The sequence below is a fragment of the Coprococcus sp. AM97-35 genome, assembly GCF_027697525.1.
Lineage (GTDB): Bacteria > Bacillota > Clostridia > Lachnospirales > Lachnospiraceae > Allocoprococcus > Allocoprococcus comes.
Map to the genome: position 1 here is coordinate 305,573 of NZ_JAQESL010000002.1, position 13,505 is coordinate 319,077.

Genomic DNA, 13,505 nt, shown 5'->3' on the forward strand with positions numbered 1-13,505 from the left:
ACAAGTTATGAAAGTCAGTATTTATACAGATGGAGCGGCAAGAGGTAATCCGGACGGACCGGGCGGTTATGGAGTCGTTCTGGAATATGTAGACCCGAAGGGAGAACTTCACGTTAAAGAGCTTTCCGGCGGCTATGTGCGGACAACCAATAACCGGATGGAGCTGATGGCTGTCATCCGGGGGCTGGAAGCGCTCAACAGACCTTGCGAGGTAGAGCTTTATTCTGATTCTCAATATGTGGTCAATGCATTCAATCAGCACTGGATTGAGGGATGGATCAAAAAGGGCTGGAAGCGTGGGAAGAATGAGCCGGTCAAGAATACCGACCTGTGGAAGCGTCTTCTGGAAGCGAAAAAGCCGCACCAGGTGAACTTCAATTGGGTAAAAGGGCATGATGGACACCCGCAGAATGAACGTTGTGATACTCTTGCGACAACGGCCGCAGACGGAAATGAGCTGCAGGTTGATCCGGGAGTGTAGAAGAAATCCTTTACACTGATAAAAAAATGTGATAAAGTATCTAAGGCAAGTAAGACAGACGTTCGCGGATGCAGGTGCCGAAAGGCCGCAGACGAGGAAAGTCCGGGCTTCACAGGGCAGGATGCCGGATAACGTCCGGTAGAGGTGACTCTAAGGATAGTGCAACAGAAATATACCGCCTGCAGATGCAGGTAAGGTTGGAAGGGCAGTGTAAGAGACTACCGCCTGGGTGGTAACACACAGGGCATATGTAAACCCCATCCGAAGCAAGACCGAAAAGAAGTGGTATGGCGGCCCGTCATGCTTCAGGTTGGTCGCTTGAGTCTGCTGGCAACAGCAGAACTGGATAGATGAACGTCCACGACATAACCCGGCTTATCGTTTTGCTTGCTTTTTTATTTTTAATTGAGAAATTTTGAAAAGAATCTGTATTCATATTTATGAAGGATATAGATTCTTTTTTTGTTGCGGTGTCCTTTAAAAAGTTTTAATTTTTATGATATCGTAGTATTGTGTGAATGATTTTTTGAGTGGAATGAAAAATAAAAAAACGTGATAATCCGTTTGACAATCGTTTGAAAAATATGGTAGTTTTAGGAGGATTAAAGTTATGTAGGAGTGTCAAATGAGGAATAATCGTTTTCAAAGTCGGGAAAGAGGAAATGTAGCATATTACCATCTTCCGGGCTTGTTTGAATTTTATGAACTGTACAGACTTTTTTTGCCGCTGTTTTATACACACAGGGAGTATTTCTATGACTGGTGTGAGATTGGTTCCATTTATGGAGCCCCGGAAGACTGCCTGTGGGGCGGAGGACGTGTGGAAGCAGGAGAAGCTGAGCCGGAAGAAGTGCTTGCACTTATGCAGAAGTACGGGATTTCTGCCCGTCTGACCTTTAGTAATTCTCTGCTCAGGAAAGAGCACCTTGCGGATCAGAGATGCAATATGCTTTGTCAGTTATTTGAGAAAAGCACAGGTGTGAAAAACGGTGTGATCGTGCACTCAGAGCTGCTGGTGGATTATCTGAAAAAGAAGTATCCGGGGTTCTATCTGGTCTCATCTACCACGAAAGTGTTGACCGAATTTCAGGAGTGTTTGCGGGAAATCCAGAGAGAAGATTTTCAATATGTCGTGCCGGATTTCCGTCTGAATAAGATGTTGGATAAATGGAATACATTATCAGAAGGTCAGAAGGATAAAGTTGAATTCCTGTGTAATGAGTGTTGTTGGTTCGGCTGCAGGGACCGGAAAGCCTGTTATGAGGATGTGAGCCGGAAGAATCTCGGAGAAGATGGAGAGGAACACCGGTGTACTGCGCCAAATGCAAAGGAAGGCTATCGTTTTTCAAAAGCGATGAAAAATCCGGGATTTATCAGTGTAGATGATATCAAAAATATCTATTTGCCGATGGGATTTACAAATTTTAAGATCGAAGGCAGGGGACTTGGAAGTGCGCTGATCCTGGAATTTCTACTGTATTATATGACAAAGCCGGAATATCAGCTGCATGTAAGAGAGGAATTGTATCTGGATAATATGCTGGATTTGTTTTAAAATCAAGGGAAAGATTTTTATGGACAAATACCAGAAATTTCGAAGACATATTCGCTTTTGTTTTTCTGCGTCTATAGGAGGTATTTTTTATGTTATTAAGTATTGCGCTGATCCTGCTTGTTGGAATGTGTATGAGTTGGATCTGTCAGAAGATCAAATTGCCAGGTTTGCTTGGGATGTTGGCGACCGGTGTGGTTCTCGGACCGTATGTTTTGAATCTGCTGGACAGCAGTATTCTTGGAATTTCATCCGAACTCCGGAAAATTGCCCTGATTATCATTTTGACAAGGGCAGGGCTTGGGCTGGATCTGTCAGGGCTGAAGAAAATAGGAAGATCCGCAGTGATGATGTGCTTTGTCCCTGCAAGCTTTGAACTCCTTGGAATGCTTTTGATTGCACCGAAACTGATGGGAATCACCTTGCTGGAAGCTGCAATTATGGGAGCAGTGCTTGCGGCCGTTTCACCGGCGGTTGTGGTGCCGAGAATGGTAAAGCTGATGGAGGAAGGATATGGAGTAAAGGAAGGAGTCCCACAGCTTATCCTTGCCGGAGCATCGGTAGATGATGTCTATGTGATCGTATTATTTTCTACCTTTGTTGGAATGATGCAGGGAAAAGGGGCTTCGGTCATCAGCTTTGTAAATATCCCGGTATCGATCATTCTGGGAATTGCGATCGGACTGCTGATCGGAGTCCTGCTGGCATGCTTTTTTAAAAAAGTTCACATTCGGGATACCACAAAGGTTCTGATCATTTTGAGTATTTCGTTCCTGCTGGTTACGATCGAAGATAAAATGACAACTGCAATCACATTTTCTGCACTGATCGCAATTATGTTTATTGGAATTGGACTGCAGAAAAAACGGGAGGTTGTTACAAAAAGAATCTCTGTAAAATACGGGAAACTCTGGGTCGGAGCAGAGGTGTTCCTGTTTGTACTGGTGGGGGCAACGGTCAATATCGGGTATCTGGGAAAGGTTGGAATCAAGGCGGTGCTTTTGATCGCAGGCGCATTGGTGTTCCGGATGCTGGGTGTATTTGTATGTCTGCTTGGAGCCAGTCTTCGAGGAAAGGAAAAAGCCTTTGTGATGATGGCGTATACACCGAAAGCAACCGTGCAGGCAGCAATCGGAGGAATTCCGCTTTCGCTGGGATTTGCCTGTGGGGATATGGTACTTACGGTGGCAGTACTTGCAATCGTGCTGACAGCGCCACTTGGAGCGTTTGTGATTGATCTTTCTTATAAAAAGCTATTGGATAAAAGATAAGGATGGACGGAAAATCTATGACTGCATTCTGTCAATATCCACTGTATGCTGTGCCGGACAAACATACTGCAGAAAACAGGACGAGCAATACCAAGATCTCCTTTCTTACTGTACGAAGGAGACAAAAAATAAAGGACGCATGAAAAAATTTTCTTTTTTCATGCGTCCTTTGCGTGGCACCTGTCCGCCTAGTCCAACAAGCCGACGCTAGCCCCGCTTTCTGTTGTATTTCTCTTCACAGTATTTACATCTATACACTTCGTTCTCCGGATCAGTCAGTACAAACACATGATCCAGTCCCTGTTCAATCGAAGTAATACATCTCGGATTGTGGCATCTGATCACATTCTTGATTTCAGATGGTAGTTTCAGTTCTTTTTTCTCAACAATCTTGGAATCTTCGATAATGTTTACCGTGATATTATGATCGATAAAACCAAGGATATCCAGATCAATGATATCGATCGGGCATTCAATCTTGATGATATCCTTTTTACCCATCTTGTTACTTTTGGCATTCTTGATGATGGCTACGCAGCAGTCAAGCTGATCAAGTTTCAGATATTTGTAGATATCCATGCTTTTTCCTGCTTTGATGTGATCCAGTACGAAGCCCTCTGAAATTTTTCCAATATTCAGTGTATTTTCAACCATGTCTTTCGCCTCCCTTAATCTACATGAATATCCAAAAGTGTCAGGATCAGTGCCATACGGATATAGACACCATACTGTACCTGTTTGAAATAAACAGCTCTTGGATCATCATCAACTTCAACAGAAATTTCGTTGACACGCGGAAGTGGATGGAGAACCAGCATATCTTTTGGCGCAAGTTCCATTTTTCCTTTGTCCAGGATGTAGAAATCTTTCATACGGACATAATCTTCCTCGTTGAAGAAACGTTCCTTCTGAACACGTGTCATATAAAGGATATCGAGATCCGGAAGGGCATCCTCCAGGCGTTCTACTTCTGTATATGGGATATTTTTCTTATCCAGTACGTCTTTGCGTACATAACCTGGCAGACGGAGTTCCTCTGGTGAAATAAGTACAAACTCGATGTTCTCATAACGCACCAGGGCATTGATCAGAGAATGTACGGTACGACCGAATTTGAGGTCTCCACAGAGTCCGATCTTCAGATTATTCAGACGTCCTTTTAAAGAACGGATGGTTAAAAGGTCAGTCAGTGTCTGTGTAGGATGCTGATGTCCGCCATCACCTGCGTTGATCACCGGGATTGAAGAGTGCTGCGCTGCAACCATCGGTGCACCTTCTTTTGGATGTCTGATCGCACAGATATCTGCATAGCAGGAAACCATACGGATCGTATCTGCTACGCTTTCTCCTTTGGTAGCAGAGCTGGAAGCTGCCGAAGAAAAGCCAAGTACATTACCACCGAGATTCATCATTGCTGCTTCATGACTCAGTCGGGTACGGGTACTTGGCTCATAGAATAAAGTGGCAAGCTTTTTGCCTGCGCAAGCATGTGCATATTTTTCCGGATGAGCTTCGATATCACCTGCAAGATCCATAAGCTTATCGAGCTCTTCCACAGAAAAATCTAAAGGACTCATTAAATGTCTCATAAGAAACCTCCTTAAAAATAACCGCAGAAAATGTGCGGCTTCATATATTCTTTATCTATAATATAACAAAAACATGGGTATTTCAACAAAGTTTTACATGTTTTTTCTGATCGGGTTTGCGAAGAAATGTAGATTTTACAGAAAAAATATATTATAATGAAAAATTAGTAACGTCAGCGTAAGAAGACATAAGGATAAAACGATAAGGAGTGGGACAATGCAGAGTCTGGAAGAGATGAGAAAAGAGCTGGATGTGATCGATGACCAGATCACCACGCTTTATGAGAGACGTATGAAGGTCTGCGAAGGAGTTGCAGAATATAAGATAAAGAACGGACGAAAGGTATTTGATAAGACAAGAGAGAACGAGAAACTGGCAGCAGTAGCAGAAAAGGTGTCCACAGATTTTAACAAAAAAGGGATCCGGGAGCTTTTTGAACAGCTGATGAGCATGAGCAGAAAGCTGCAGTACCAGCGTCTTTCTGAGGAAGGAGTTCTGGGAAGACTTCCCTTTATCGGACTGGATCAGCTGGATCTTGATGGTGCACGTGTGGTCTTCCAGGGAGTGGAAGGAGCCAATAACCAGGCAGCTATGTTAAAATATTTTGGGAAAAATGTGAAAAACTTCCATGTACCGTCATTCCGTGATGCAATGGAAGCAATTGAAGAGGGAAGCGCAGATTATGCAGTCCTTCCAATTGAAAATTCTTCCGCAGGTCCGGTGACACAGGTGTATGACCTTCTGGTGGAATTTGAAAATTACATTGTAGGAGAGACGGTCCTTCCGATTAAGCATATGCTTGCCGGAGTGAAAGGAACTACACTTTCCAGCATTGAAAGAGTGTATTCACATCCACAAGGACTGATGCAGACATCCCATTTCCTGGATGAACACGGAACCTGGCAGCAGATCAGTGTTGCCAATACTTCCATGGCGGCCAAGAAGATGATGGAAGACCAGGATACCACGCAGGCAGCTGTCTGCAACGAATATGCAGCAGAGCTTTACGGATTGGATATCCTGGCAAGAGAGATCAATGACGAATCTGACAACAGTACAAGATTTATCATTGTCACGAACCAGAAGGTATTCCTGAAAAATGCATCCAAGATCAGTATTTGCTTTGAAATACCGCATGAGAGTGGATCGTTGTACCATCTGCTTTCCCATTTTATTTACAATGATCTGAACATGACAAAGATCGAATCCCGGCCGGTAGAAGGAAAAAGCTGGGAATATCGTTTCTTTGTGGACTTTGAAGGAAATCTGGCAGATGCCGCAGTGAAAAATGCGATCCGTGGACTGAGGGAAGAAGCACTGAACCTGAAAATCCTTGGAAATTATTAGACTGAAAAAGAGAGGACACGTCTATGAGAACAAATGAACTGATATTATATCGTTATATGGAACATGAAGATCTTCTTCGGGACATGACATTTCTGATTGACAATGCAGATAATGATTATTACAACAAAGAGGATTTGAAGAGCCTTCTTTTCGAAAATTTAAATGAGCTGATCGAGCTGGCTGCAAACTATGGATTCGAGGGGAACCTCTGGCATACCTTCCTGACGTTCCTGCTTGCCAACAGTGAGAATGCTTACAGCACAGCCTGTGAAGTGGTAGGAGAGGTAGAGGGAAGCGTCAATAAAGCAGCCCTTCATGATTTTCAGATTTTCAAAGAACTGTTCGAATATGATCTGAAAGAGATGGGTGAAAAGCTCGGTACAGACAGTCTGGAACTGATTGAGGACTATCATCCGGTCAATGCCAAGGGACATGTATTTAACAAGAGGATTCGCGACCGGATCTGCGACTTAAGCAAAGCTCTTGCGCAGACAGATGATGCAGAAGAATTTAAGACAACAGTAACCCAGTTCTACAAAGAATTCGGAGTGGGAACTTTCGGACTTCACAAGGCATTCCGTATTGAGCATACGGAAGAAGGAGCACAGATCGTGCCGATCACCAAGATTGCACACGTCCATCTGGACGATCTGGTGGGCTATGACATTGCCAAGAAGAAACTGATCGATAATACCGAGGCATTTGTAAAGGGTAAAAAAGCTAATAACTGTCTGCTTTTTGGTGATGCCGGAACCGGTAAATCTTCTTCGATCAAGGCAATCCTGAACCAGTATTATGACCAGGGACTTCGTATGATCGAAGTGTACAAGCATCAGTTCAAAGACCTGAATGATGTGATCGCACAGATCAAGAACCGGAATTACAAATTTATTATTTATATGGATGATCTTTCTTTTGAAGAATTCGAGATTGAGTACAAATATCTGAAAGCGGTGATCGAAGGCGGTCTGGAGAAGAAACCGGATAATATCCTGATCTATGCAACTTCCAACAGAAGACATCTGGTACGTGAGACATTCAAAGATAAAGCCGACAGAGATGAAGAACTGCACACCAATGATACCGTACAGGAGAAACTTTCGCTGGTAGCAAGATTCGGCGTGACCATCTATTTTGGAAAACCGGATAAAAAAGAATTCCAGAAGATTGTCACCACGCTTGCAGATCGTTACGGTGTCGAGATGGAAGAGGAAAAGCTTCTTCTGGAGGCAAACAAATGGGAATTGAGCCATGGTGGATTAAGCGGACGTACTGCACAGCAGTTTATTGATTATTTGCTTGGACAACAATAAAAGGAGAACCAATATGAAGTGGAATAAATTCAGATTAAAGACAACAACCGAGGCAGAAGACATTGTCAGTAGTATGCTGATGGACCTTGGTGTACAGGGAATCGAGATTGAGGATAAGATTCCGATGACACAGGCGGAAAAAGAGCAGATGTTTGTTGATATCCTTCCGGAGGCAGGAATCAATGACGGCATCGCATATATCAGTTTCTATCTGGAAGAAGATGAAGATAAAGAAAGTCTTCTGGAAGCTGTGAAAAATGAACTGGAAGATATGCGTGCCTATGTGGAAGTAGGTGAAGGAACGATAGAAGAATCCCAGACAGAGGATGTGGATTGGGTCAATAACTGGAAAAAATATTTTCACCAGTTCTATGTGGATGATATCCTGATCATTCCGTCCTGGGAAGAAGTAAAGCCGGAAGATGAAGGCAAGATGATCGTGCATATCGATCCGGGAACTGCATTCGGAACGGGAATGCATGAGACCACACAGCTCTGCATCCGTCAGCTCCGCAAATATGTGACAGAGGACACCAGAATTCTGGATGTAGGATGCGGAAGTGGAATTCTTGGAATGCTGGCGCTGATGTTCGGTGCAAAGTATTCTGTAGGAACAGACCTGGATCCGTGTGCGATTGATGCAACCTATGAAAATATGGAAGTCAACGGTATTTCAAAGGATAAATACGAAGTAATGATCGGAAATATCATTGATGATAAAGCGGTTCAGGATAAAGTTGGTTATGGATGCTATGATATCGTTGTGGCGAATATTCTTGCAGACGTACTGGTGCCGCTGACACCGGTGATCGTGAACCAGTTAAAAGACGGTGGTATCTACGTGACAAGTGGTATCATCGAAGATAAGGAGGAGACGGTAAAAGCAGCGGTAGAGGCAGCAGGTCTCACGGTTCTGGAGGTCCATCATCAGGGAGAATGGGTATCTGTAACAGCGAGAAAAGAAACGAAAGCGTAGGCAGAGAGGATCAGAAAAGATGCATCATTTTTTTGTAACACCACAGCAGATCTCCGGAGATAAGATCCGGATTGAAGGCGGAGATGTTAATCATATGAAGAATGTGCTCCGGATGAAGCTGCATGAAAAGGCTGAAATCAGTGACGGAGAAAGCAGAACCTATCTGTGCGAGGTGGAAGCCTATGAAGAAGATGTGGCGGTTTTGCATATTCTGGAAGAGATGGAAGCGGACACGGAACCGGCGTCAAAGCTGTATCTTTTCCAGGGGCTTCCCAAAAGCGACAAGATGGAGCTGATCGTGCAAAAAGCGGTGGAGCTTGGCGTGTATCAGGTGATTCCTGTAGCGATGAAGCGTTCTGTTGTTCGTCTGGATGATAAGAAAGCAGCGAAAAAAGCAGACCGTTGGAATTCCATCGCAGAAAGTGCGGCAAAGCAGGCCGGAAGAAGCCGGATCCCGGAAGTTACCATGCCGCTTTCTTATAAAGAAGCACTGAAAATGGCAGAAGAGCTTGATGTAACGTTGCTTCCGTATGAACTTGCAGGTGGTATGGAAGTGACAAGAGAAGTGATCCGCCAGATTAAAAGTGGACAGTCTGTTGGGATTTTTATCGGACCAGAGGGTGGATTTGAACCGGAAGAAGTTGATGCAGCAGTCAGTATGGGGGCGAAGGTCATCACCCTGGGCAGGCGGATCCTGCGGACAGAGACAGCCGGACTTGCAACGCTTGCTGTACTGATGTTTGAACTGGAACAGTAGACCGGCAGGCAAAGAACTGCATAAGATAAAGAGAAGAAGTGTTTGGGAGACAAAGAAAAATGGAAGTTTATCTGGATAATTCAGCAACAACGAGAGCCTATGAGTGTGTTCGGGATATAGTCGGAAAAGTGATGTGTGAGGATTACGGCAATCCATCCTCCATGCATAAAAAAGGTGTGGATGCAGAAGCGTATGTCCGTGAGGCGAAGGAGACACTTGCAAAGATTCTGAAGGTGCAGGAAAAGGAACTTTATTTCACATCCGGTGGAACAGAAAGTGACAACCTTGCATTGATCGGAGGTGCACGTGCCAATCACCGTGCCGGCAAGCATCTGATCACCAGTTCAATTGAACATCCGGCAATTCTCAATACCATGCGTTACCTGGAAGAGGAGGAGGGCTATCGTGTGACCTATCTTCCGGTTGATGAGTATGGACGGATCCGCCTGGATGCGTTAAAGGAAGCGCTCTGTGACGAGACGATCCTGGTATCGGTTATGTATGTGAATAACGAAGTGGGATCGGTTCAGCCGATTGCAGAAGCATCTGCGATCGTAAAGGCTTATAATAAAAATATCCTGTTCCATGTGGATGCAGTACAGGGATTTGGAAAATATAAGATTTACCCGAAAAAGATGGGAATCGATATGCTTTCTGTAAGCGGACATAAGATCCATGGACCGAAGGGAATCGGTTTTATCTATATCAATGAAAAAGCAAAAGTAAAACCGATCATTTTCGGAGGCGAGCAGCAGAAAAACATGCGTTCCGGAACAGAAAATGTACCGGGGATTGCAGGAATCGGGCTGGCAGCAAAGACGATTTACACAGACCTGGATGAAAAGGTGGCACATATGCGTGCCTTGAAACAGCACTTTATCGAAGGGGTACAGAAAATCGATCATACTGTGATCCACGGACTTTATGATGAAACAAGTGCACCACATATCATCAGTGTGGGATTTGCAGGAATCCGGAGTGAGGTTCTTCTTCATACACTGGAAGAGAAGGGGATTTATGTATCATCCGGTTCGGCATGTGCATCCAACCATCCGGCGATCAGCGGAGTGCTAAAGGGAATCGGAGCCGGAAAAGAATATCTGGACGCAACGCTCAGATTCAGTATGTCAGAATTTACTACAGAAGAAGAAATTGACTATACGCTGGAAACATTATATAATTGTGTACCGATGCTTAGAAAGTACACACGCCATTAGGAGGAAAGAATGAAGTTTCAGACTTATTTGATAAAATATGGAGAAATCGGAATCAAAGGAAAGAACCGCTATATGTTCGAGGATGCGCTGGTAAGACAGATCAAGCATTCATTAAAGGACCTGGACGGATTGTTCCATACTTATAAAGCACAGGGAAGAGTTTATGTGGACTGTGACGGAGATTATGACGGAGATGAAGTGGTAGAAGCTCTGAAAAGAGTATTCGGAATTGTAGGGATCTGTCCGGTTGTCCGCGTAGAGGATAAAGGATTTGAAGAACTGAAAAAAGATGTGATCGCATACATGGATGAGGTTTATCCGGATAAGAATATCACATTTAAGGTAGAGTCCCGTCGTGCAAAGAAAACCTATCCGAAGAAATCAATGGAGATCAATTATGACCTCGGAGAAGCTATTCTGTATGCATTCCCGGAAATCCGGGTAGATGTACACCATCCGGATGTACTGCTTCATGTAGAGGTAAGAGAAGAGATTTATATCTATTCCGAGATCATTCCGGGACCTGGCGGTATGCCGATCGGGACCAATGGAACCGCGATGCTTCTGCTTTCCGGTGGAATCGACAGTCCGGTTGCAGGTTATATGATCTCCAAACGTGGCGTCGGACTGGAGGCAACCTATTTCCATGCACCGCCGTACACCAGCGAGAGGGCCAAACAGAAGGTAGTGGATCTTGCAAAGCAGGTTTCCAAATATACAGGACCGATCAAGCTGCATGTAGTCAACTTTACCGATATCCAGCTTTATATCTATGAAAAATGCCCACATGATGAACTGACGATCATCATGCGCCGTTATATGATGCGGATTGCAGAGCATTTTGCAAAAGAAGACGGATGCCTGGGACTTATTACCGGTGAAAGTATCGGACAGGTGGCAAGCCAGACCATGCAGAGCCTGATGGCAACCAACGATGTATGTACATTGCCGGTATATCGGCCACTGATCGGGTTTGACAAGCAGGAGATCGTAGATATTTCAGAGAAGATCGGAACCTATGAGACTTCCATTCTTCCATACGAAGACTGTTGTACGATCTTCGTGGCAAAACATCCGGTAACCAAACCGAATGTAGAAGTGATCCGCAAATCAGAAGAAAACTTAAGTGAAAAGATTGATGAATTGTTTGCAGAAGCAGTGAATACTGTGGAGACGATCATCGTAAAATAATAAAAGAAAAAGGGGAGCTTTTTCAGGCTCTCCTCAAAAAAAGAAAGGACGCAGTACAGAAAATGTACTGCGTCCTGATACTTCGCATTCTATTATACTAAGTATGGTTTCAGAAGTTCGATGATGTTATCAGCATCCTGGTTCTCAGCATGGATGTTCAGATCGATCGGTTTAGAAAGATCAAGACTGAAGATACCCATGATAGATTTTGCATCAATCACATATCTTCCGGATACCAGGTCAAAATCGTAATCGTATTTTGTGATTTCGTTTACGAATGATTTTACTTTGTCGATAGAATTTAAAGAAATTTGTACGGTTTTCATTGAAAACACACCTCCTTGATTTCATTTTCTATAGTTATATTAAAAGTTATACATAAAAAAGTCAAGGAACAAAACGCCGAAGAATGAATGAAATTTTCGTTAAATGTTATAAATATTGAAAGTAGGATGAATTTATGAAAAAAGCAGCATTACACAACCTGGGCTGTAAGGTAAATGCTTATGAAACAGAAGCGATGCAGGAACTGCTGGAAAAGAACGGATATGAGATCGTACCGTTTCATGATCTGGCAGATGTCTATGTGATCAATACCTGCTCGGTGACGAATATGGCAGACCGCAAGTCCAGACAGATGATCCATCGTGCCCGAAAACAGAATCCTGATGCAGTGATCGTAGCGGCCGGCTGTTATGTGCAGGCGCAGGCGGATATGGGTGAGCTGGATGAGAATATAGATATTGTAATCGGGAATAATAAAAAAAAGGATCTGATCCGCCTTCTGGAAGAATATTTTAAAGAAGACATTCCGGAACAGATGCAGGAGGTCATTGACATTAACCATACCTTCGAGTATGAGAGCCTCCATCTTTCCCGGACAGCAGAGCATACAAGGGCATATCTGAAAGTACAGGATGGCTGCAACCAGTTCTGTACCTACTGCATCATTCCTTATGCGAGAGGACGTGTGCGCAGCAGGAAGAAGGAAGATGTAGTGGAAGAGGTGCGTACACTTGCGGAACATGGGTATCAGGAAGTGGTGCTTACCGGAATCCATCTCAGTTCTTACGGATTGGAATGGAAAGATGAAAATGGAAAGCAGACAGAAGGACTCCTGGATCTGATCCGCGCGGTACATGGAGTTGAAGGGATCAAAAGGATCCGTCTGGGTTCTCTGGAACCGCGTATCGTGACGGAAGAATTTGCAAAAGAACTGGCTTGCCTGCCGAAGATATGTCCGCATTTTCACCTGTCTCTGCAGAGCGGATGTGATGCAACCCTGAAACGGATGAACCGCAGATATGATGCGGCAGAATATCGGGAAAAATGTGAGCTTCTCCGGAAGTATTTTGAAAATCCGGCACTGACAACCGATGTGATCGTAGGATTCCCGCAGGAATCAGAGGAAGAATTTGAAGCCTCCCGGGACTTTGTAGACAGCATCAATTTTTATGAGACTCATATATTTAAGTATTCAAAGCGCCAGGGAACGAAGGCTGCGAAGATGGACGGGCAGATCCCGGAACATGAAAAAACGCGAAGAAGCAATATCATGCTGGAACTGAACCGCAAAAAAATGCAGCGCTATGAAGAAGGATGGCTTGGAAAAAAGGTGGAAGTTCTATTTGAAGAGATGACAGAGCGTGATGGAAAAAATTATGTCACAGGGCACACCAAGGAATATCTGCGGATTGGGGTTCCATGCGAACCGGAACAGGCAGACCGGTGGACCAATCAGTTAAAAGAGATAGAACTTACTTCACTTTCACAAATTATGCATTGAATTTTTGTATAGATTATATTAAAA

13 protein-coding genes and 1 other RNA gene are annotated in these 13,505 nt (G+C 44.0%); 11 read left to right on the top strand and 3 right to left on the bottom strand.

Annotated elements, in window-relative coordinates; translation table 11 throughout:
- Positions 1 to 7 precede the first annotated feature (7 nt).
- From rnhA to PG840_RS03205, 4 genes are all read left to right on the top strand, one after another.
- Positions 8 to 481, top strand: coding sequence for a ribonuclease HI (rnhA, locus tag PG840_RS03190; protein WP_008374972.1), 474 nt, complete (start codon positions 8 to 10; stop codon positions 479 to 481).
- A 46-nt stretch (positions 482 to 527) separates the two neighbouring features.
- Positions 528 to 875, top strand: an RNA gene (gene rnpB / locus PG840_RS03195) — RNase P RNA component class A.
- 231 nt (positions 876 to 1,106) lie between these two features.
- Positions 1,107 to 2,036: a hypothetical protein gene (locus PG840_RS03200; RefSeq protein WP_173689837.1), complete on the top strand. Its 930-nt coding sequence runs from the start codon at positions 1,107 to 1,109 to the stop codon at positions 2,034 to 2,036.
- Between the two features lie 89 nt (positions 2,037 to 2,125).
- A complete protein-coding gene (locus PG840_RS03205; protein WP_270205242.1) occupies positions 2,126 to 3,304 on the top strand; it encodes a cation:proton antiporter in 1,179 nt (392 codons plus the stop codon).
- Positions 3,305 to 3,511: 207 nt separating this feature from the next.
- Here the strand turns inward: PG840_RS03205 and PG840_RS03210 are convergent, their stop codons facing one another.
- The gene (locus PG840_RS03210; RefSeq protein WP_008374977.1) at positions 3,512 to 3,958 is read right to left on the bottom strand and encodes an aspartate carbamoyltransferase regulatory subunit; all 447 of its coding nucleotides are present in this window, start codon (positions 3,956 to 3,958) and stop codon (positions 3,512 to 3,514) included.
- A gap of 14 nt (positions 3,959 to 3,972) precedes the next feature.
- Entirely contained in the window at positions 3,973 to 4,893 is a 921-nt protein-coding gene (gene pyrB / locus PG840_RS03215) for an aspartate carbamoyltransferase (protein WP_117823146.1), read from the bottom strand.
- Between the two features lie 217 nt (positions 4,894 to 5,110).
- On the opposite strand from pyrB, the gene pheA reads away from it, so the two are divergent.
- Genes pheA through thiI form a run of 6 tightly spaced genes read left to right on the top strand, consistent with a single transcriptional unit; the run spans position 5,111 to position 11,695 of the window.
- On the top strand, positions 5,111 to 6,241 hold the full coding sequence (gene pheA / locus PG840_RS03220) for a prephenate dehydratase (protein ID WP_055155638.1): 1,131 nt from the start codon (positions 5,111 to 5,113) through the stop codon (positions 6,239 to 6,241).
- 23 nt (positions 6,242 to 6,264) lie between these two features.
- Complete coding sequence (locus PG840_RS03225; protein WP_022220371.1) at positions 6,265 to 7,554, top strand: ATP-binding protein; 1,290 nt, start codon at positions 6,265 to 6,267, stop codon at positions 7,552 to 7,554.
- Between the two features lie 13 nt (positions 7,555 to 7,567).
- A complete protein-coding gene (gene prmA / locus PG840_RS03230) occupies positions 7,568 to 8,530 on the top strand; it encodes a 50S ribosomal protein L11 methyltransferase (protein WP_270205243.1) in 963 nt (320 codons plus the stop codon).
- 19 nt (positions 8,531 to 8,549) lie between these two features.
- Positions 8,550 to 9,287 carry a 16S rRNA (uracil(1498)-N(3))-methyltransferase gene (locus PG840_RS03235; protein ID WP_117823152.1) on the top strand — a complete coding sequence of 246 codons (738 nt, stop codon included), beginning with the start codon at positions 8,550 to 8,552 and terminating at the stop codon, positions 9,285 to 9,287.
- Between the two features lie 59 nt (positions 9,288 to 9,346).
- A complete protein-coding gene (locus PG840_RS03240; RefSeq protein WP_008374989.1) occupies positions 9,347 to 10,504 on the top strand; it encodes a cysteine desulfurase family protein in 1,158 nt (385 codons plus the stop codon).
- A 9-nt stretch (positions 10,505 to 10,513) separates the two neighbouring features.
- Positions 10,514 to 11,695 carry a tRNA uracil 4-sulfurtransferase ThiI gene (gene thiI / locus PG840_RS03245; RefSeq protein WP_008374992.1) on the top strand — a complete coding sequence of 394 codons (1,182 nt, stop codon included), beginning with the start codon at positions 10,514 to 10,516 and terminating at the stop codon, positions 11,693 to 11,695.
- A 92-nt stretch (positions 11,696 to 11,787) separates the two neighbouring features.
- Here the strand turns inward: thiI and PG840_RS03250 are convergent, their stop codons facing one another.
- Positions 11,788 to 12,021, bottom strand: coding sequence for an HPr family phosphocarrier protein (locus PG840_RS03250; protein ID WP_008374994.1), 234 nt, complete (start codon positions 12,019 to 12,021; stop codon positions 11,788 to 11,790).
- A 134-nt stretch (positions 12,022 to 12,155) separates the two neighbouring features.
- On the opposite strand from PG840_RS03250, the gene mtaB reads away from it, so the two are divergent.
- Positions 12,156 to 13,481 (top strand): tRNA (N(6)-L-threonylcarbamoyladenosine(37)-C(2))-methylthiotransferase MtaB, encoded by a 1,326-nt coding sequence (mtaB, locus tag PG840_RS03255; protein ID WP_008374996.1) that lies wholly within the window; start codon positions 12,156 to 12,158, stop codon positions 13,479 to 13,481.
- The last annotated feature ends 24 nt before the right edge of the window (positions 13,482 to 13,505 follow it).